This is a genomic window from Cnuibacter physcomitrellae, from assembly GCF_014640535.1.
In the GTDB taxonomy this organism is placed as follows: Bacteria; Actinomycetota; Actinomycetes; order Actinomycetales; family Microbacteriaceae; genus Cnuibacter; species Cnuibacter physcomitrellae.
In genome coordinates, this window is sequence record NZ_BMHD01000002.1 from 1 (window position 1) to 19524 (window position 19524).

The 19524-nt window shown below is 71.0% G+C and carries 21 protein-coding genes; 1 reads left to right on the top strand and 20 read right to left on the bottom strand.

Annotation, left to right across the window (positions count from 1 at the left end; genetic code table 11):
* Nucleotides 1-384: 384 nt before the first annotated feature.
* From tyrS to infC, 15 genes are read right to left on the bottom strand one after another with little or no spacing between them, the layout of a single operon-like run.
* A complete protein-coding gene (gene tyrS / locus IEX69_RS16850; protein ID WP_085019118.1) occupies nucleotides 385-1689 on the bottom strand; it encodes a tyrosine--tRNA ligase in 1305 nt (434 codons plus the stop codon).
* A gap of 16 nt (nucleotides 1690-1705) precedes the next feature.
* Nucleotides 1706-2335, bottom strand: a complete 630-nt coding sequence (locus IEX69_RS16855) for a DNA-3-methyladenine glycosylase (RefSeq protein ID WP_085019117.1) — start codon at nucleotides 2333-2335, stop codon at nucleotides 1706-1708.
* A 5-nt stretch (nucleotides 2336-2340) separates the two neighbouring features.
* Entirely contained in the window at nucleotides 2341-2496 is a 156-nt protein-coding gene (locus tag IEX69_RS16860) for a hypothetical protein (RefSeq protein ID WP_157127129.1), read from the bottom strand.
* Nucleotides 2493-3941: an argininosuccinate lyase gene (argH, locus tag IEX69_RS16865; RefSeq protein ID WP_085019116.1), complete on the bottom strand. Its 1449-nt coding sequence runs from the start codon at nucleotides 3939-3941 to the stop codon at nucleotides 2493-2495. The genes IEX69_RS16860 and argH overlap by 4 nt, the downstream gene beginning before the upstream one ends.
* Nucleotides 3938-4873: an ornithine carbamoyltransferase gene (argF, locus tag IEX69_RS16870; RefSeq protein WP_085019115.1), complete on the bottom strand. Its 936-nt coding sequence runs from the start codon at nucleotides 4871-4873 to the stop codon at nucleotides 3938-3940. Before argF ends, argH begins: the two co-directional genes overlap by 4 nt.
* Nucleotides 4874-4919: 46 nt before the next feature.
* Nucleotides 4920-6134 carry an acetylornithine transaminase gene (locus IEX69_RS16875; RefSeq protein ID WP_268235439.1) on the bottom strand — a complete coding sequence of 405 codons (1215 nt, stop codon included), beginning with the start codon at nucleotides 6132-6134 and terminating at the stop codon, nucleotides 4920-4922.
* Nucleotides 6135-6146: 12 nt separating this feature from the next.
* Nucleotides 6147-7055, bottom strand: coding sequence for an acetylglutamate kinase (gene argB / locus IEX69_RS16880; RefSeq protein ID WP_085019114.1), 909 nt, complete (start codon nucleotides 7053-7055; stop codon nucleotides 6147-6149).
* Complete coding sequence (gene argJ, locus IEX69_RS16885) at nucleotides 7055-8215, bottom strand: bifunctional glutamate N-acetyltransferase/amino-acid acetyltransferase ArgJ (protein ID WP_085019113.1); 1161 nt, start codon at nucleotides 8213-8215, stop codon at nucleotides 7055-7057. The genes argB and argJ overlap by 1 nt, the downstream gene beginning before the upstream one ends.
* Complete coding sequence (gene argC, locus IEX69_RS16890) at nucleotides 8212-9258, bottom strand: N-acetyl-gamma-glutamyl-phosphate reductase (RefSeq protein ID WP_085019112.1); 1047 nt, start codon at nucleotides 9256-9258, stop codon at nucleotides 8212-8214. The genes argJ and argC overlap by 4 nt, the downstream gene beginning before the upstream one ends.
* A gap of 49 nt (nucleotides 9259-9307) precedes the next feature.
* On the bottom strand, nucleotides 9308-11839 hold the full coding sequence (gene pheT, locus IEX69_RS16895; RefSeq protein WP_085019111.1) for a phenylalanine--tRNA ligase subunit beta: 2532 nt from the start codon (nucleotides 11837-11839) through the stop codon (nucleotides 9308-9310).
* A 1-nt stretch (nucleotide 11840) separates the two neighbouring features.
* Nucleotides 11841-12881, bottom strand: a complete 1041-nt coding sequence (gene pheS / locus IEX69_RS16900) for a phenylalanine--tRNA ligase subunit alpha (RefSeq protein ID WP_085019110.1) — start codon at nucleotides 12879-12881, stop codon at nucleotides 11841-11843.
* 37 nt (nucleotides 12882-12918) lie between these two features.
* Nucleotides 12919-13719 (bottom strand): TrmH family RNA methyltransferase, encoded by an 801-nt coding sequence (locus IEX69_RS16905; protein ID WP_085019109.1) that lies wholly within the window; start codon nucleotides 13717-13719, stop codon nucleotides 12919-12921.
* A 25-nt stretch (nucleotides 13720-13744) separates the two neighbouring features.
* On the bottom strand, nucleotides 13745-14131 hold the full coding sequence (gene rplT, locus IEX69_RS16910; protein WP_085019108.1) for a 50S ribosomal protein L20: 387 nt from the start codon (nucleotides 14129-14131) through the stop codon (nucleotides 13745-13747).
* A gap of 35 nt (nucleotides 14132-14166) precedes the next feature.
* A complete protein-coding gene (rpmI, locus tag IEX69_RS16915; protein ID WP_085019107.1) occupies nucleotides 14167-14361 on the bottom strand; it encodes a 50S ribosomal protein L35 in 195 nt (64 codons plus the stop codon).
* A gap of 23 nt (nucleotides 14362-14384) precedes the next feature.
* Nucleotides 14385-14993, bottom strand: a complete 609-nt coding sequence (gene infC / locus IEX69_RS16920; protein ID WP_085021396.1) for a translation initiation factor IF-3 — start codon at nucleotides 14991-14993, stop codon at nucleotides 14385-14387.
* Between the two features lie 269 nt (nucleotides 14994-15262).
* Here infC and IEX69_RS16925 point away from each other — a divergent pair, with 269 nt between their 5' ends.
* Nucleotides 15263-15628 (top strand): DUF1844 domain-containing protein, encoded by a 366-nt coding sequence (locus tag IEX69_RS16925; RefSeq protein WP_085019106.1) that lies wholly within the window; start codon nucleotides 15263-15265, stop codon nucleotides 15626-15628.
* Nucleotides 15629-15633: 5 nt separating this feature from the next.
* Here the strand turns inward: IEX69_RS16925 and IEX69_RS16930 are convergent, their stop codons facing one another.
* The 5 genes from IEX69_RS16930 to IEX69_RS16950 are packed head-to-tail and all read right to left on the bottom strand — an operon-like array spanning nucleotide 15634 to nucleotide 19505.
* Entirely contained in the window at nucleotides 15634-16404 is a 771-nt protein-coding gene (locus IEX69_RS16930) for an SseB family protein (RefSeq protein ID WP_085019105.1), read from the bottom strand.
* Nucleotides 16388-17134, bottom strand: coding sequence for a bifunctional 1-(5-phosphoribosyl)-5-((5-phosphoribosylamino)methylideneamino)imidazole-4-carboxamide isomerase/phosphoribosylanthranilate isomerase PriA (priA, locus tag IEX69_RS16935; protein ID WP_085019104.1), 747 nt, complete (start codon nucleotides 17132-17134; stop codon nucleotides 16388-16390). The genes IEX69_RS16930 and priA overlap by 17 nt, the downstream gene beginning before the upstream one ends.
* Before the next feature lie 34 nt (nucleotides 17135-17168).
* Complete coding sequence (gene hisH, locus IEX69_RS16940; protein ID WP_085019103.1) at nucleotides 17169-17807, bottom strand: imidazole glycerol phosphate synthase subunit HisH; 639 nt, start codon at nucleotides 17805-17807, stop codon at nucleotides 17169-17171.
* Complete coding sequence (gene hisB / locus IEX69_RS16945) at nucleotides 17804-18412, bottom strand: imidazoleglycerol-phosphate dehydratase HisB (RefSeq protein ID WP_085019102.1); 609 nt, start codon at nucleotides 18410-18412, stop codon at nucleotides 17804-17806. Before hisB ends, hisH begins: the two co-directional genes overlap by 4 nt.
* 10 nt (nucleotides 18413-18422) lie before the next feature.
* Nucleotides 18423-19505 carry a histidinol-phosphate transaminase gene (locus tag IEX69_RS16950; protein WP_085019101.1) on the bottom strand — a complete coding sequence of 361 codons (1083 nt, stop codon included), beginning with the start codon at nucleotides 19503-19505 and terminating at the stop codon, nucleotides 18423-18425.
* Nucleotides 19506-19524: the final 19 nt, after the last annotated feature.

Consider the following 19524-nt stretch of genomic DNA (forward strand, 5'->3'; position numbering starts at 1 on the left):
TTAGTTATCCAAAAGGAATCCCAACCCCAGCCAAAGCTGAAGTACGGGGTAATTTGGCATTGAACATAGTGCACGCTGTTGAGTTCTCAAGGATCGGACGCACCCGACTTCAGGCCTTTCGGCTGTCGCTCCGGGGCAACTTCTCTACCTTACCACTTCGTTTTCGCCTGTCAAATCGATTGGCTTCTTCGGAGTGGGTTTCGATCCTACGACCCGAGACCGAGAGCTTCAAGAGCCATCTGGATTTCGGAGAGGATCTGGTCCCTCTTGAGGCCGGGGAGCTCTTCGGCTCTCCCGCACCTTTGGGGTGACGGGTAATGACTATACGCACGCCCCGAGACCCGCGCAAATCCACCGAGTCACCTCGGCGTGTCGCGCGGAATCTCAGGCCAGGCGCACTCCCGCGAGAGTGCGCTTGCCACGACGGATCACCGCGACGCCGCCCGCGAGCGCGGCACCCTCGAAGGTGGCCTGCTCGTCGTCGACCTTCGCGTTGTTCAGGTACACGCCACCCTGGGCGAGCGCGCGCCTGGCCTCGCCGAGGCTCTGCGCGAGTCCGGAGTCGACGAGCGCCTGGACGACGGTGGTCGACTCGGTGGCCTCCGTGCCGGGGAGCTCCCCCACTGCGGCCGCGAGCGTGTCGGCGTCGAGCGCCGTGAGATCGCCCTGCCCGAAGAGCGCCTGCGACGCGGCGATCGCCGCGTCCGTGGCCTCGACCCCGTGGACCAGGGCCGTCACGTCGTACGCGAGGGCGCGCTGGGCCTCACGACGGAACGGCGCCTCGACCGTGGCCTGCTCGAGCCGCTCGATCTCGGCACGATCCCGGAACGTGAACACCTTGAGGCGGGGGATCACGTCGGCGTCATCGGTGTTGAGCCAGAACTGGTAGAACGCGTACGGGCTCGTGAGCCGAGCATCCAGCCAGACGGCGTTGCCCTCGCTCTTGCCGAACTTCGTCCCGTCGGAATTGGTGATGAGCGGGGTGCCGATGGCGTGCACGCTCACCCCCTCGGCGCGGTGGATCAGGTCGGTGCCGCTCGTGAGATTGCCCCACTGATCGCTTCCCCCGGTCTGCAGCACGCAGCCGTACGACCGGTAGAGCTCGAGGTAGTCCATCCCCTGCAGGATCTGGTAGCTGAACTCGGTGTAGCTGATGCCCGCATCGGAGTTCAGCCGCGCGGACACGGCGTCCTTCTTGAGCATCGTGCCCACACGGAAGTACTTCCCGATGTCGCGGAGGAAGTCGATGGCCGAGAGCGGCTCGGTCCAGTCGAGGTTGTTGACCATCCGGGCCGCGTTCTCGCCCTCGAAGCTGAGGTACCGCTCGATCTGTCCTCGCAGGTAGCCCACCCACTCGGCCACAGTCTCGCGCGTGTTGAGAGTGCGCTCGGCCGTCGGCCGGGGATCGCCGATCAGCCCGGTCGATCCGCCGACGAGTCCGAGCGGCTTGTGGCCGGCCAGCTGCAGCCGCCTCATCGTGAGGATCTGGACCAGGTTGCCGAGGTGCAGGCTCGGGGCCGTGGGGTCGAAGCCGCAGTAGTACGTGATGGGAGGACCGGCGAGCAGCTCCTTGAGAGCGGCGGCGTCGGTGGAGACGTGGATGAGTCCGCGCCAGACGAGTTCGTCCCAGATGTCGTCGAACGACTCGTCGTTGTGCTGCGCGGACAGGGTCGTCGTGGCACTGTCCATCACGCCTCCGAGCGTATCAGCGCTGCACGCCCCGATCCGCGCGGACGGATCGCAGCGACGGATGGACCTTGTACGGCGAGACCGTCGGCTCGTCCCGCAGGGCGAACCTCCACCGGAACGGATCGGCCCCGCCTGGGCCGCTGACGCCGGTCCGCAGCGTCTCCTCGTAGCCGGAGGCCGGAACGGAGGGCAGCTCCAGGTGGAAGGGCGGACGGTCGACGTCCGCGCCGTTGTCGGCCATCGAGATCCCCAGCGCCACGACGAGCCGGGCCGGTCCGCGGGCGAGGTCGCGCGCGGAGACCTTCTCGCCTCTCCGGTTGCGAGCCAGGTCCTCCCCCGCCACCACCTCGCCCGCCCGCAGCAGCACGGCGGAGGCGGAGCCCTCCGGCGAGCACACCACGTTGGCGCAGGTGTGCATGCCGTAGGTGAAGTACGTGTACAGCGTGCCGGGACGGCCGAACATCACCGAGTTGCGCGGTGTCCGGCCCCGATGGGCATGCGAGCCAGGGTCCTCCCCCGTCCCGAGATACGCCTCGACCTCCGTGATCCGGAGCGAGACGAGTCCCGCTGGTGAGTCGTGGCTGAGCACGGCTCCCAGCAGCGCCGGCGCGACCACGACGGCGGAGGCGGCGAGGTCGACGGGCATCCGGGTCAGAACAGCTTCACGCCGAGCGAGAGCGACACCACGATCGCCGCGACGACGATCGCGGCGGCCACGCCGATCAGCGTCCAGACCGCCCACGAGGGAAGGGGCCGGCGCCAGAACCCCGGGTCGCCGGGATCGCGTGGGGGCTTCGACGTGCTCATCCGAGCCTCCCTTCCCCGTGCGAGAGCGCCGCGGCGAGCGTGCGGATGCGCGCGGTGAGGTTCGCCAGCTGCTCCCGGACCCGCTCGGGCGCCGTGCCGGCCGCCCCGGCCCGGCTCGCCACCGAGCCCTCGATCGTCAGCACCTCGCGCACCGCCGGGGTGAGGTGCGGCGAGAGCGCGGCGTACTGCTCGTCGGTGAGCTCGTCGAGCTCGAGCCCGTGCATCTCGGCGAAGCGCACCAGCGCCCCCGTGATCTCGTGAGCGTCGCGGAACGTCACGTGCTGCTTCACCAGCCACTCGGCGACGTCGGTCGCCAGCGAATAGCCCTGCGGAGCCAGCTCGGCCATCCGCTCGGTGTGGAACTCCATCGTCGCGACCATGCCGGTGAAGGCGGGCAGCAGGACCTCGAGCGTCTTGATCGAGTCGAAGACCGGCTCCTTGTCCTCCTGGAGGTCTCGGTTGTACGCCAGAGGCAGACCCTTGAGCGTCGCCAGCAGGCCGGTGAGGTTGCCGATCACCCTGCCGGCCTTGCCGCGCGCGAGCTCGGCGATGTCGGGGTTCTTCTTCTGCGGCATGATCGACGAGCCCGTGGAGTACGAGTCGGAGAGCGTGACGAAGCCGAACTCCTTGGTGTTCCAGAGGATGATCTCCTCGGCGAACCGGGAGAGGTCGATGCCCACCTGCGCGCAGACGTACGCGAACTCGGCGACCAGGTCGCGCGATGCGGTGCCGTCGATCGAGTTCTCGACGACCGCAGAGAAGCCGAGCTCGGCGGCGATCGCGCCCGGGTCGAGGCCGAGGGTGTTGCCCGCCAGCGCACCCGAGCCGTAGGGCGAGGCATCCGCCCGCGCGTCCCAGTCGCGGAGACGCTCGAGATCGCGCACGATCGGCCAGCAGTGCGCGAGCAGCTGGTGCGCGAGGAGCACCGGCTGCGCGTGCTGCAGATGGGTGCGGCCGGGCATGATCGCGGTCAGGTGATCGCCCGCCTGGGCGGCGATCGCGTCGACCAGGTCGACGAGCAGGGTCGAGAGCGTGCGAGCGTGGTCGCGGAGGAGCATCCGGACCAGGGTGGCGATCTGGTCGTTGCGGCTGCGCCCCGCCCGCAGTCGACCGCCCAGCTCGGCGCCGGCGATGTCGATGAGGCCGCGCTCGAGGGCGGAGTGGACGTCCTCGTCCTCGGGGAGCGGACGGAACGTGCCGTCGTCGACCGCCGTCGAGAGCGCGTCGAGCGCGGAGAGCATGCCCTCGAGCTCGTCGTCGCTGAGATACCCCGCCCGGGCGAGCGCCCGCGCGTGGGCTCGAGACCCCGCGATGTCGTACTGCGCGAGCTGCCAGTCGAAGTGCGTCGAGCGGCTGAGCTCGATCAGCTCCGGTGCCGGCCCGCCCTTGAAGCGACCGCCCCAGAGGGCGCCGGCCTCTCCGGACCGGTTGGCGACCTCGCTCATGCGGCCGCTCCCGCCCCCTCGAGCAGCCAGACCAGCAGCGCCTTCTGCGCGTGGAGGCGGTTCTCCGCCTCGTCCCAGATGACGCTCTGCGGGCCGTCGATGACGTCGGCCGTGACCTCGAACCCGCGGTCGGCGGGGAGGCAGTGGAGGAACAGCGCGTCCTCCTTCGCCGCGGCCATCAGCTCGCCGTCGACGGTGAAGGCGCCGAAGGTCGCGACCCGCTCCGCCTTCTCGTCCTCCTTGCCCATCGACACCCACGTGTCGGTCACGACGACGTCGACGCCCGACGCCGCGTCGACCGGGTCGGAGACGACGCGGACGGAACCGCCGGTCTCCGCCGCGCGGCGTTCGGCGTCGGCGATCACCTCGGCCGTCGGGGCGTAGCTCGCCGGGCAGCCGATCGTGACGTGCATGCCCGCGGTCGCTCCCGCCAGGAGGTACGACTGGGCCATGTTGCTGCGGCCGTCGCCGAGGAAGGCGACCTTCAAGCCGGCGAGATCGCCGCGGTGCTCACGGATGGTCAGCAGGTCGGCGAGCAGCTGGCAGGGGTGGAAGTCGTCGGAGAGCGCGTTGACCACCGGCACCCGGGTGCCGAGCGCCATCTCCTCGAGCCCCGACTGCGCATAGGTGCGCCAGACGATCGCCGCGACCTGGCGCTCGAGCACCCGCGCGGTGTCGGAGGCCGTCTCCTTGCCGCCGAGCTGACTCGACGCGGTGCTGATGATCAGCGGGCTGCCGCCGAGATCGGCGATGCCCACCGCGAACGACACCCGGGTGCGGGTGGACGACTTGTCGAAGATGACCGCCACCGTCTGCGGTCCCTCGAGCGGGCGGGCCTGGAATCGGTCCGCCTTCAAGCGCTCCGCCAGGTCGAGGATCTCGGCCTGCTCGGCAGGGGTGATGTCGTCGTCGCGGAGGAAGTGCCGTGTCATGCGTCGCCTTCGGGTGTCTCGTCGAAAGGTTCAGGATAGCGGTCGGCTACGCGCGCTCGACGGCGGCGAGGGCCGCGGCGAACCGGGTCGCGAAGGCCGCCACCTCGTCGTCGCCGATGATGAGGGGCGGTGCGATCCGGATGCTCGAGTCGTTGGCGGCGTTGACGATGAGGCCCTCGGCGAGCGCCGCCGCGTTGACCTCGTTGGCCACGGGCTCGGTCAGGCCCACGCCGATGAGCAGTCCCCGACCGCGGATCTCCTCCACGAGCGGGGAGCCGATCGCGGCGATCGCCTCGCGGATCTCGGCCCCCCGGCGCGCAGCGTTGGCCACGAGACCGGAGTCCTCGATCTCGGTGAGCACGGCGTTGGCGGTCGCCGCGGCGAGCGGGTTGCCCCCGAAGGTGGACCCGTGCTGTCCGCGCTGGAAGAGGTCGGACGCGTGGCCGAACGTGACCAGGGCGCCGATCGGGAACCCGCCGGCGATGCCCTTGGCGATGGTCACCGCATCCGGCACGACGCCGTCGTGCATGTAGGCGAACCACTCCCCCGTACGGCCCACCCCGGTCTGGATCTCGTCGACGATGAGGAGCGCCCCGTGCTGCTCGGTGAGCTCACGCGCGCGGACGAGGAAGCCCGGCGGGAGGTCGACGACCCCGGCCTCGCCCTTCACCGGCTCGACGAAGAGCGCCGCGACGGTGTCGTCGATCGCCGCCTCGAGGGCTTCGATCGTCGTGTCGATGTGCTCGACGTTGCCGGGCAGGGGCTCGAACGCCTCGCGCATCGGCGGCTTGCCCGTGAGGGCGAGGGCGCCCATCGTGCGTCCGTGGAACGAGTTGGTGAGCGCGAGGACCCGGCGACGGCGGCCGTCGCCGACGTTGAGGCGGGCGAGCTTGAACGCCGCCTCGTTCGCCTCGGCGCCGGAGTTGCAGAAGTAGGCGCGCCCGGAGTCACCCGCGCCGGTGAGGCGGCAGAGCCGCTCGGCGAGCTCGAGCTGCGGCGGCGTGGAGAAGTAGTTCGAGACGTGTGCGAGGGTCGCCGCCTGACGCGACACCGCCTCCACGAACACCGGATGCGCGTGCCCCAGCGAATTCACGGCGATGCCGGCGAGGAAGTCGAGGTACTCGCGGCCGTCGACGTCCCACACACGCGCTCCCTCACCTCGCACCAGGAAGAGCTGCGGCGCGCCGAGGGTTCGCATCATGCGGTCGGCAAAGCGCTCTCTCCAGTGGGCGGCGAGTGCGTCGGTGTCGTCGTGGGTCACGATCTCCTCCGGTCAGTGGGCGGCGGCGGGCACGACCTCGGTGCCGACACCGCCTGGGGTGAACACCTCGAGCAGCACGGAGTGCGGCTCGCGGCCGTCGATGATCGCCGCCTTGGCGACGCCCGCGTCGACGGCGTCGAGGCAGGCCGCCATCTTCGGGATCATCCCCGACTCGAGCGTCGGCAGCAGGGCGCGCAGCTCCTCGCTGTCGATGACCGAGACCAGCGAGTCGCGGTTCGGCCAGTCGGCGTAGAGCCCGGCGATGTCGGTGAGGATGACGAGCTTCGCGGCGCCGAGAGCGGCGGCGAGAGCACCGGCGGCCGCGTCGGCGTTGACGTTGAGCACCTGGCCGGGCTCGTCGATGTCGGGGGCGATGGACGAGACCACGGGGATCCGGCCGGCGTCGAGCTGGGCGAGCACCGCCTCCGGATTCACCCCGACGACGTCGCCGACCAGTCCGATGTCGACCTGCTCGCCGTCGACCTCGATCGTGCGTCGGCGTCCCTCGAACAGCCCCGCGTCCTCACCGGAGAGGGCCGCGGCGAGCGGACCGTGCTCGTTGATGTGGCTGACGATGTCGCGGCTGATCTGCCCGGTGAGCACCATGCGGACGACCTCCATGGCCTCCGGGCTGGTGACGCGGTATCCCCCGCGGAACTCGCTCTGGATGCCGAGCCGGTCGAGCATCCGCGTGATCTGCGGACCGCCGCCGTGCACCACGACGGGCCGGATGCCGGCGTACCGGAGGTAGACCATGTCCTCGGCGAACGTCCGCTGCAGGTCGGGATCGACCATCGCGTTCCCACCGAACTTCACGACGATGACCTGGCCGTGGAACCGCTTCAGCCACGGCAGCGACTCGATGAGGGTCTCGGCCTTGACGTGCGCGAGTCCGGTGTCGGCGGCGGGGTTCGTGATCATCAGCTGGCGTACGCGCTGTTCTCGTGCACGTAGTCGTGCGTGAGGTCGTTGGTGAAGATCGTCGCGGTGGCGTCGCCGGCCTTGAGGTCGATGAGCACGTGCACCGCGCGGGGCGTGAGGTCGACGAGGTCGCGGCTCTCGTACGGCTCGCCGGTGCGGCAGATCATGACGCCGTTCATCGACACGTCGACCGCGTACGGGTCGAACCGCGCCGCGGTCGTCCCGAGCGCGGCGAGCACCCGACCCCAGTTGGGGTCGTTGCCGAACACGGCGGCCTTGAAGAGGTTGCTGCGCGACACCGCGCGCCCCGCCTCGACCGCTTCGTCCTCGCTGGCGGCGTTCACGACCTCGATGGCGATGTCGTGGCTCGCGCCCTCCGCATCCGCCTGCAGCTGCAGGGCGAGGTCGCGGCACAGCTCGGTCAGCGCGCGCGTGAAGTCGGCCTCGTCGGGCACGACACCGGAGGCCGCGGAGGCCAGGAGCGTCACCGTGTCGTTCGTCGACATGCACCCGTCGGAGTCGAGGCGGTCGAACGTCACCCGCGTCGCGGCGCGGAGAGCGCGGTCCAGTGCGTCGGACGCAAGGTCGGCGTCGGTCGTCAGGACGACGAGCATGGTCGCCAGCCCCGGAGCGAGCATCCCCGCGCCCTTGGCCATGCCGCCGATCGTCCAACCCTCGGGCGAGGTGTGCACGGCCTCCTTGGGCTTCGTGTCGGTGGTCATGATGGCGATCGCCGCGTCGGCCCCGCCGTCTGCGCGGAGCGCCGCGGCCGCGAGCGGCACTCCCCCGACGACGGCGTCGCGGAAGGCCTGGTCGCCGACGCCGATGAGGCCGGTCGAGCACACGATGACGTCGCCCGCCGACACCTCGACCGCCTCGCCGACCGCCTCGGCGGTGGCGTGGGTGGTCTGGAAGCCGAACGACCCCGTGTAGCAGTTGGCGCCGCCGGAGTTGAGGACCACCGCCGAGACCCTGCCGTCGGTGATGACCTGCTCCGACCACAGGATCGGGTTGGCCTTGCACCGGTTGGACGTGAAGACCGCCGCGGCCGCGTTCGACGGGCCCCGGTTGACGACGAGGGCGAGATCGGGCGACCCGCTCGACTTGATGCCGGCGCGGATGCCGGACGCCTCGAACCCGGCGGGGGCGGTGACGCTCACGGGGCGACTCCGTTCACGGGAAGGCCGAGGGTCTCCGGGAGACCGAGGGCGAGGTTGGTGGACTGGATCGCGGCACCCGCGGTGCCCTTGACGAGGTTGTCGAGGACCGTGACGGTGACGACGCGCTCGGCGTCCTCGTCGATGGCGAGCCCGATGAGGGCCGTGTTGGCGCCGAGAGCGTCGCTGACGTTCGGGAACCGGCCCTCGGGCAGCAGGTGCACGAACGGCTCGTCGGCGTAGGCCAGCTCCCACGCGCTGCGGACGTCGGCCGCGCCGACGCCGGGCGCGAGACGCGCGGTGCTCGTGGCCAGGATGCCGCGCGCCATCGGCACGAGCACGGGCGTGAACGACACGGAGACGCCCTCCCCGCCCGCGAGAGTGAGGTTCTGCACGATCTCGGGCACGTGGCGGTGGACTCCCCCGACGCCGTACGCGTGCGCGCTTCCGAGCAGCTCGCTCGCGAGCAGATCGGTCCGCAGCGACTTGCCCGCGCCGGACGGCCCCACGGCGAGGACCGCCACGAGATCGGCCGCCCGGATGACCCCGGCCCGGATGCCCGGGGCGAGGGCGAGCGACACCGCGGTCACGTTGCAGCCGGGGACGGCGATGCGGTTCACCCCGGCGAGCGCGTCACGCTGCTTGCCCCCGGATCCGAGGATGAGCTCGGGCAGGCCGTACGGCCATGAGCCGAACCACTCGCTCCGATAGAAGCGCTCCCAGTCCGCGCCGCTCGTCAAGCGGTGATCGGCCCCGCAGTCGACCACGAGTCGAGCATCCGACAGCGCGTCGGCGAGCTCGCCCGACTTGCCGTGCGGAAGCGCGAGGAAGACCACGTCGTGACCGCGGAGGTTCTCGACCGTCGTGTCGACGAGCGTCAGCCCGGCGTAGGAGCGCAGGTGCGGATGCGCGGCCAGAAGCGGCTGGCCGGCGTTCGCGTGCGCGGTGACGGTGCGCACCTCGAACTCGGGATGCGAGGCGAGCAGCCTGAGGATCTCTCCCCCGGCATAGCCGCTCGCGCCGGCGATCGCGACGGAGTAGGTCATGGGTCCAATCTATCTGCCGCCCGCGACGCCCGCGGGCGGCCTCGTCCCGTCACTCGCGGACGGCGGCTCCGTGCTCCTCGGCGGCGCGCGCGGCGCCGGCGAGCTTGGCCTCGCTGGCCTCGGCCGCCGTCAGCGTGCGGTCGTTCGCCCGGAAGCGGAGCGCGAACGTGAGGGACTTCGTCCCCTCCGGAAGGCCGGCGCCGCGGTAGTCGTCGACCAGCTCGATCGACTCGAGGAGCTCGCCGGCACCCGCGGAGACGGATCGCTCGACATCGCCCGCGGGGACGTCGACCGCGACGACGAGCGAGAGGTCCTGGGTGGCGGCGGGGTACCCGCTGATCGGATGCACGTCCGCGAGCGGTCTCGCCGCGGCGAACAGCGCATCCCAGTCGAGCTCGACGACCGCGACCACACGGGGCAGGTCGAGCTCCGCCGTGAGCGCGGGCAGCGCCTCGCCGGCGAAGCCGACGGAGCGCTCCTCGCCGTCGCGCACCGCGAACACCTCGGCGGTGCGCCCCGGGTGGAGGGACGCGTGGGTCCCTTGCGCGATCCGCACCTCCACGTCGAGAGCCTGCGCGATCGTCCGCACCGCGTCGAGCGCGTCGGCGATGCCCGCGGGCACCGCCGGGCGGCCCGGGCGGCGCTCGAGGGCGTCGCCGAGGAAGAGCGCGGCGACGTGACGCGGCTGCGGCGGGATGCTCCGGTGCAGCTCGTCGAGCACGGCCTCCTCGGGCAGCTCGGCGCCCGCCGGGAGCGACGCGACGCCGTACGCGACGCCCTCGAGCGGCTGGAAGACCAGCCCGACCTCGAACAGCGCGAGGTCGGTCATCCCGCGCGAGACGTTGCGACGGGCGACGTCGAGGAGCCCCGGGACGAGCGCGGTGCGGAGGAACGGCGCGGCCGGATCGAGCGGGTTGGCCACGCGGACGGCAGGGACGGCCGCTCCCGTCGCCGACCCGAAGGACCGCGTCTGCTGCTCGGACGAGAACGGGTACGCCAGCACCTCGGTGAGGCCGGCGGCCGCCAGCGAGTCGCCGGTGCGCCGACGGGCGCGCTGTCCGGCGGTGAGGCCCCGGCCGGGAGGAGCGACGGGGAGCACCGAGGGGATGCGGTCGTAGCCGACGATGCGCGCGACCTCCTCGGCGAGGGTCGCCTTGTCGGTGAGGTCGGGACGCCAGGACGGCGGCGTGACGACGAGCACGTCGTCCTCGCGCTCCACGGCGGAGCCGATGCGGCGCAGGGAGTCGACGATCTCGTCGTCGGTGAACTCGGCGCCGATGAGCTCCGGCACGTATCCGATCGGCAGGTGGATAGCCGCCGGGTCGGCATGGGCGACGTGCACCGAGCCCAGCGCATCCGCCTGGCCGCCGCCGAGCTGCTCCAGCAGCTCCACGACGCGCGCCGCGGCCGCCTCGGCGACCTTCGGGTCGACCGAGCGCTCGAAGCGCTTGGACGCCTCGCTCGGCAGCTTGTGGCGACGAGCCGTCCGCGCGATGGACACCGGGTCGAAGTTCGCCGCCTCGACGAGGACGTCCTTCGTGGTCGAGGAGATCTCGGTCTCGGCGCCGCCCATGACGCCGGCGAGGCCGATGGCGCCGCGGTCGTCGGCGATCACGAGGTCCTCGGTGTGGAGCGTCCTGGTCTGGCCGTCGAGGGTCACGAGAGTCTCGCCCGACGCGGCGCGGCGCACGACGATGCCGCCCTGCAGCTCGTCGAGGTCGTACGCGTGGATGGGCTGCCCGTACTCGAGCATCACGTAGTTCGTGATGTCGACCACGAGCGAGATCGAGCGGATGCCGGCCAGCTTCAGCCGGGTGACCAGCCACGGAGGAGAGGGCCGGGTGGCGTCGACCCCGCGGACCACGCGGGTGATGAAGACGGACGCGCCGACACGCCCGCGGATCGGGGCCTCGTCGACGATCGCCACCGGGAACCCGGACGCCGGCGCCGGCGTCACACGGTCGACCGGGTCGCGGAAGGCCGCGCCCGTCGAGTGCGAGTACTCGCGGGCGATGCCGCGGATCGAGAACGCATAGCCGCGGTCGGGGGTGACGTTGACCTCGACGGCCGAGTCGTCGAGACCCAGCAGGGCGATCGCATCCGTCCCGACCTCGGGGTCGAGCCCCAGGGTGACCAGGCGCAGGATGCCCTCGTGCTCGTCGCTCAGCCCCAGCTCGCGGGCGGACGCGATCATGCCGTCGGAGACGTGACCGTACGTCTTGCGGGCGGCGATGGCGAAGCCGCCGGGCAGGACGGCGCCCGGGAGCGTCACGACGACCTTGTCGCCCACGACGAAGTTCCGGGCGCCGCAGACGATGCCACGGACGTCGTCGCCGCCGTCGGCGGCGCGGTGGCCCTCGGGCGCGACGCGCACCTGGCACCAGCGGATGGTCTTGCCGTTCTTCTGCGGCTCCTCGGTGAAGTCGAGCACCTCGCCGACGACGACCGGGCCGCTCACCTCGAAGTGGTGCGAGCCCTCCTCCTCGAGGCCGACCTTGACCAGGGCGGCGTGGATGTCGTCGATCGAGGCGCCCTCGGGGAGGTCGACGTACTCTGCGAGCCAGCTGACGGGGATGCGCATGTCAGACCACCATTCCGAACTGCTGACTGAACCGGACGTCGCCCTCGACCATGTCGCGCATGTCGTTCAGGTCGTTGCGGAACTGGAGGGTGCGCTCGATGCCCATGCCGAACGCGAAGCCCGAGTACTCGTCGGGGTCGATGCCCGCCGAGCGGAGCACGTTGGGGTTGACCATGCCGCAGCCGCCCCACTCCACCCAGCGCGCACCGCCCTTGGCGTTCGGCTGCCAGACGTCCATCTCGGCGCTCGGCTCGGTGAACGGGAAGTAGTTCGGACGCAGGCGGATGCGCGCCTCGTCGCCGAACATCTGCCGCGCGAAGTGCTCCAGGGTGCCGCGCAGGTGGGCCATGGTGAGACCGCGGTCGACCGCGATGCCCTCCACCTGGCTGAACACGGGCGTGTGGGTCGCGTCGAGCTCGTCGGTGCGGTAGACCCGCCCGGGCGCGATCACGTACACCGGCAGGTCGCGCTCGAGCAGCGAGCGCACCTGCACCGGCGAGGTGTGGGTGCGCAGCACGAGGTGCGACGACGGCGGGTCGATGAAGAAGGTGTCCTGCATCGCTCGAGCAGGGTGGTCCTCGTCGAAGTTGAGGGCGTCGAAGTTGAACCACTCGCTCTCGACCTCGGGGCCCTCGGCGACCTCCCACCCCATCCCGACGAAGATGTCGGCGATGGTCTCCTGCAGGAGGGTGAGCGGATGGCGGGCACCCAGCCGGCGCCGCGGGGCGACGGCGGTCACGTCGACCGCCTCCGCCTCGAGTCGTCGCTGCTCCTCGAGCGTCGCGACCTCGGCCTCGCGCTCGGCGAAGGCCTGGTTCACCCGCGCGCGCGCCTGTCCCACGAGCTTGCCCGCGGCGGCCTTCTGGTCGCCGGGCAGGGACTTGATCCGGCCGTTCAGCGCGGCCAGGGGCGAGGACTCGCCGATGTGAGCCGCCTTGGCGGCACGGAGCGTGGCCGAGTCGGTCGCGCCGGACAGCGCCGCGAGAGCGGCGTCGACCGCCTCCGCGACCTCGGCTTCCGAAATGGCGTGGGCATCAGACACGAGGACCGATTCTAGTCGCCCGCGGCGACCGGCTCGATCAGGAGCGGTGGGCGAACGCGCTCTCGTACAGGCACACCGAGGCGGCGGTCGCCAGGTTCAGCGACTCGGCCTGCCCGTAGATGGGCAGCGACACGACGCGGTCGACCAGCGTGAGATGCTCGTCGGTCATGCCCCGGGCCTCGTTCCCGAAGACCCAGGCGGTGGGCTGCGCGAGCACGCCCTCGCGCCGGATCGAGAGGAGGTCGTCGCCCTTGATGTCGGCCGCGAGACTGACCAGACCCGCAGCCGAGGCCCTCGCGAGCACATCCGACAACGTGGCCTCGATGGCGACGGGGAGGTGGAACAGCGACCCCGTGGTGGATCGGACGACCTTGGGGTTGTACAGGTCGACGCTCCGGCCGGTGAGGATCACGGCGTCGGCGCCTGCCGCATCCGCCGCCCGGATGATGGTGCCCGCGTTGCCCGGGTCGCGCACCTCCTCGAGGACGGCGATGAGCCTGGGTTCCCGCGCGAAGATCTCCTTCACGGCGGTCGGGAACTGCCTGCACACCGCGACGAAGCCCTGGGGGGTCACGGTGTCGGCCATCGCGTCGAGCACCTGCTCGGTCACGAACTCCACCTCGATGCCGTTCGCCTCGGCGAGGGCGCCGATCGCCTCGTGACGCTCGAGCGCCGTGGGGGTGACGAACAGGTCGACGACGAGCTCGGGATCGAAGCTCAGGACCTCGCGGACGGACTGCGGTCCCTCCACGAGGAAGAGCCCGGTCTCAGACCGGGCTCCTCTCTTGGCGAGCTTCGCCACAGCCCGGACGCGCGGTGAACGCGGATTGTCCAGCATGAGGCGAGGCTACAGGCGACGTGACCTACGCAGCGGTCTTCGGCGCCGACGTGTCGGCGGGAAGGGCGGCACGGGCGCTCTCGACCAGCGCAGCGAACGTCGCGGGCTCGTTCACGGCTAGCTCGGCGAGGATGCGGCGGTCGACCTCGATGCCGGCCAGGGCCAGACCCTGGATGAAGCGGTTGTAGGTGAGGCCGTTCTGACGCGACGCGGCGTTGATGCGCTGGATCCAGAGGCGACGGAAGTCGCCCTTGCGCGCACGGCGGTCACGGTAGGAGTAGACGAGGGAGTGGGTGACCTGCTCCTTCGCCTTGCGGTACAGGCGCGACCGCTGACCGCGGTAGCCCTCGGCGCGCTCGAGTACGACGCGACGCTTCTTGGCGGCGTTGACCGCCCTCTTCACTCTTGCCATCTGACTCTTCCTTCAGGTCGTCTCGTCGGCGCTGATCAGCGGCCGAGAAGCTTCTTCACGGTCTTGGCGTCGGCCGGGGACAGGACCTGGTCCTGGTTGAGGCGCGCCTTGCGGCCGGGGGCCTTCACCTCGAGGTTGTGGCGCATGCCGGCCTGCTGCTTCATGATCTTGCCGCTACCGGTGATCTTGAAGCGCTTCTTCGACCCGGAGTGGGTCTTGTTCTTGGGCATCGGGGTTTCTCCTTGTGTGTGGGTCAGTTGCCGGCCGGCTCGGCCGGTGCAGACTCCTCCGACGCGCTCTCGCGCGGCGGGCGGGTCTCACGCTTCGCATGGGCTTCGGCCTTGGCCTCCGCCTTGTTCTTCAACGGGCCGATGACCATGACCATGTTGCGGCCGTCGATGGTGGGGTTCGACTCCACCTGACCGAACTCGGCGACGTCCTCGGCGAAACGCTGAAGCAGACGCACGCCCTGCTCGGGACGGGACTGCTCGCGGCCGCGGAAGAGGATCATCGCCTTGACCTTGTCGCCCGCCTTGAGGAAGCCCTCGGCGCGCTTGCGCTTGGTCTCGTAGTCGTGCACGTCGATCTTCAGGCGGAAGCGCACCTCTTTGAGGATGGTGTTCGCCTGGTTGCGGCGGGCCTCCTTGGCCTTCTGCGCGGCTTCGTACTTGAACTTTCCGTAGTCCATGATCTTCGCGACCGGGGGCTTGGAGTTCGGTGCCACCTCGACGAGGTCGAGGTCCGCCTCCTGGGCAAGCCGAAGCGCGACGTCGATGCTGACGACGCCGACCTGCTCGCCACCGGGACCCACGAGGCGGACCTCGGGGACTCGGATACGGTCGTTGGTACGGGGATCGCTGATGCGTAGCTCCTTAGTTCGTTCGTGTCGAGCGCCCGATCCGGGGCTCGCGAAGGCGGAGCTGCTCACCGTGCGGCATGAGACACGCCGACACACCACGCACCCTGTCTGCTCGTCCGCCGGCCGGGGCCGTCGTCACGAGCGGAGTGCATTCGACCCGGTAACCTGTTGAAGCGGTATGCGCGGGTGGGAGAATCTCCACTTTCGGGCCGAGGGCGAGCCTCAGCCGCATAGAGTCTAGCAGACACTCCGTCCCAGCAGTGAGGAACCCGATGAGCGACGCCCACGACCACGCGATTGACGACGAGACGCTGGAGGCCGAGGCGCTCCGCGACATCGCGGAGGTCCCGGCGATCGAGGTCATCACGACCACCGCGGTGCACCTCATGAGCGCCGCCGCCGTCAAGTGCGGGCTCGCCGACGATCCCTCGCTCGAGACCGACCTCGACGAGGCCCGCAAGCTGATCACCGCCCTCGCCGGCCTGGTGACAGCCTCGGCGCCGTTCCTCGGCGATCAGCACGCGAGGAGCCTCCGCGACGGGCTCCGGTCCCTGCAGCTCGCGTTCCGCGAGGCGTCCCCCATCCCGGACGCCCCCGGCGAGGGCCCCGGCGAGAAGTACACCGGCCCGGTGTCGTAGTCGCGTCAGCGGAGCCTGACGGCCATCGAGTCGACGGCGCCGGCGATCACCTCGTCGGCCGCCCACGACTCCTGGAGGCGTCCGAGCAGCGCGGTCAGCGCGGCGGCGTCGAGGCCCGGCACGAGCGAGAGCTCGACCACCACCTCGGGTGCCGCGAGCCGCGCATTCGGATCACCGGCGGCGAGGGCGATCGCGGTCACGCTCGCCTCCCCCGCCACCGAGGAGCGGAAGGCCGCGAGGACCTCGGGCGACTCGACGGCGGGGCTCCACGGGGTGTCCTGCGCGATCGCCCAGAGCGCCGGACGACGCACGGCGAACTCGGTCGGCGACGCCGGATCGAGCACCAGGACGTCGGTCCGCTCCGCCGCGGCCGCGAGTGCCGCGCGTCGGGAGGCGACGGGGATCGGCCGAGCCGCGGGGTTCCACCGCGCCAGCGCCTCGACGCTGCTGAACACCGGCAGGACCGTGCGTCCATCCGGACCGGCGACGGTGACGAGGGAGAGCTCCTGCGTCTTGTCGACGCGTAGCCCCTCGGCCGTGTGCCCCTCCTCGCCGGCATGGGCGACCAGTGGGACCAGGAGGCGCGCGGTCCGCACGGCGTCGACCACGTCGGCCTGTCCGGCACGGCCCTCGCGGAACGCCGTCAGCGCCCCGATCAGCGCGGCCGACGCCGCACCGTCGTCGCGCTCGTAGCCGTGGGACTCGAAGTGGCGCCCCTTCCAGGGCTGCCCGGCGGAGTCGGCCAGCCGCGGGTCGTGGTCAGCGGCCGGCGACATCCAGCGCCTCAGCCAGCGTGAACGCACCCGAGTACAGCGCTCGGCCGACGATGGCGCCCTCGAGGCCGGCCGGCACCAGCTCGCGCAGGGCGACCAGGTCGTCGAGGCTCGAGATGCCGCCGGAGGCGACGACCGGACGCTCGGTGCGCGCCATCACCTGGCGCAGCAGGTCGACGTTGGGGCCCTGGAGCGTGCCGTCCTTCGTCACGTCGGTGACGACGTAGCGAGCGCAGCCGGCGTCCTCGAGCCGGGCGAGGACGTCCCACAGATCGCCGCCCTCCTCGGTCCAGCCGCGGGCGGCGAGCGTCGTGCCGCGCACGTCGAGACCGACGGCCACCGCCTCGCCGTACTGAGCGATGACGCTGGCCGCCCACTCGGGGTTCTCCAGGGCCGCTGTCCCGAGGTTCACGCGCTTCGCCCCGCTGTCGAGAGCGGTCTCGAGGCTCCTGTCGTCGCGGATGCCTCCCGACACCTCGACCGACACGTCCTTCGCCTCGCGGATGATCCGCTTGATCAGCGCGAGGTTGCTCCCCCGCCCGAACGCCGCGTCGAGGTCGACGAGGTGGATCCACTCCGCACCCTGCTCGGCCCAGTCGACCGCGGCGTCGACGGGATCGCCGTGGAAGGTCTCCGTGCCCGCCTCGCCCTGCGTCAGCCGCACGGCCTTGCCGTCGGCGACGTCGACCGCGGGCAGCAGGGTCAGCGCGGGCGCGGTGGTGAACTCTGTCATGGTGCTGGTGCTCTCCTCGGGTGGCGGACGACGGTCAGCGCAGACTGCCGATCCAGTTCGACAGCAGGCGGATGCCCGCCTCACCCGACTTCTCGGGGTGGAACTGGGTCGCGCTCAGCGGACCGTTCTCGACCGCGGCGATGAAGGGCTCCCCGTGGGTCGCCCAGGTGACGATCGGGTGCGCGCGGCGGCCGTCGTCGTCCATCTCCCACTCGCGAGCGGCGTACGAGTGGACGAAGTAGAAGCGCTCGTCGTGGAGACCGTCGAACAGGACCGAGTCGACGGGCGAGTCGATCGTGTTCCATCCCATGTGCGGGACGACGTCGGCCTCCAGCAGCTCGACCGTGCCGGGCCACTCCCCCAGCCCCTCCGTCTCGACGCCGCGCTCGATGCCGTTGCCGAACATCACCTGCATGCCCACGCAGATGCCGAGCACCGGTCGGCCGCCGGCGAGCCTGCGGTCGATGAGCTCGTCACCGCGGACGGCCCGAAGCTGCGTCATCACCGCGTCGAACGCCCCGACGCCCGGGACGAGCAGGCCGTCCGCCGCCATGATCGTCGCGCGATCGGAGGTCAGCGTCACCTCGGCTCCGGCGCGCTCGAGCGCCTTGACCGCGGAGTGGACGTTGCCGCTCCCGTACTCGAGGACGGCGACCGAGGGACGGCCCGTCACAGGGCGCCCTTGGTGGACGGGATGCCCGTCACCAGCGGGTCGTACGACTTGGCCTGACGGAACGCGCGGGCGAAGGCCTTGAACTCCGCCTCGGCGATGTGGTGCGGGTCGCGTCCGGCCAGGAGCGTCAGGTGCACGGTGAGACCGGCGTTGAACGTGATGGCCTCCATCACGTGCCGGACCATCGAGCCGGTGAAGTGCCCACCGATCAGGTGGAACTCGAACCCCGCGGGCTCGCCGGTGTGCACGAGGTAGGGCCGGTTCGAGATGTCGACCACGGCCTGCGCCAGGGCGTCGTCGAGCGGCACGAGGGCGTCGCCGAAGCGGGAGATGCCCGCCTTGTCGCCGAGCGCCTGCTTGATGGCCGTGCCGAGCGTGATGCCGATGTCCTCCACGGTGTGGTGGACGTCGATGTCGATGTCACCTGTGGCACGGACCCTCAGATCGGTGAGGGAGTGCTTGGCGAACGCCGTCAGCATGTGGTCGAAGAACGGGACCGAGGTCTCGAGATCGGCCACTCCGGTGCCGTCGAGGTCGAGCTCGAGGTCGATGCTCGACTCGCTGGTCTCCCGGTGGATGCTCGCGGTGCGGGGGGAGGACGCCATGGCGACCATCCTACCGAGCCGTGTACTCGGCCATGGCGTCGAGGAACGCGGTGGTCTCCGCCTCCGTGCCGGCGCTGACCCGGAGGTGGTTCGGGATGCCGAGGTTGCGGATGATGATGCCGCGCGCGAGCAGCCACTCGAAGAGCGCCTCGGGGTCGTCGACACCGCCGAACAGGACGAAGTTGGACGCGGTCGGCCAGACCTCGTAGCCGAGCTCGCCGAGCCGCTCAACGATCCGATCGCGCTGGCGCTTGATGTCGTCGACCATCGCGAGCATCTCCGGCGTGTGGTCGAGGGCGGCCACTGCGGCCGCCTGCGTCAGCGCCGAGAGGTGGTACGGCAGGCGCACCAGCCTCAGCGCATCCGCCACCGCCGGGTCGGCCGCCAGGTAGCCCAGACGAGCGCCGGCGAAGGCGAACGCCTTGCTCATCGTGCGCGACACGAGGAGTCGCTGACGTCCGGGGAGGAGGCTCAGCGCGTTCGGCGTCCCGGCGGGGGCGAACTCCTCGTAGGCCTCGTCGACCACGACGACACCGCGCGCCGCCTCGTAGGCGGCCTCGATGGTCTCGAGCGGCAGCGGGGTGCCGGTGGGGTTGTTGGGCGCGCAGAAGAAGACGAGGTCGGGATCGGTCTGCTCGATCCATCGCACGGCGGTCTCGGGCGAGATCTGGTAGCCGGGGTCGCGTTCGCCCTCGACCCACTCCGTCCCGGTGGAGGAGGCGATGATCGAGTGCATCGAGTAGGTGGGCGGGAACCCCAGCACCCTGCGGCCCGGGCCGCCGAACGCCTGGAGGATGTGCTGGAGGACCTCGTTGGAGCCGTTCGCCGCCCAGATGTTGGCCTCGGTGAGCCCGTGACCGAGGTAGCGGGCCAGCGCCTGGCGGAGCTCGGTGAACTCGCGATCCGGATACCGGTTGATCGTGAGGAGCGACGCGGCGATCCGTTCGATGATGTCGCGGGCGACGTCCTCCGGGATCGGATGCGTGTTCTCGTTGACGTTCAGCTCGACCGGCACGTGGAGCTGAGGTGCGCCGTACGGCTGGCGGCCGCGCAGATCGTCGCGGAGAGGCAGTGCATCGAGCGGAGTGGTCACCCCCCGAATCCTACCGATC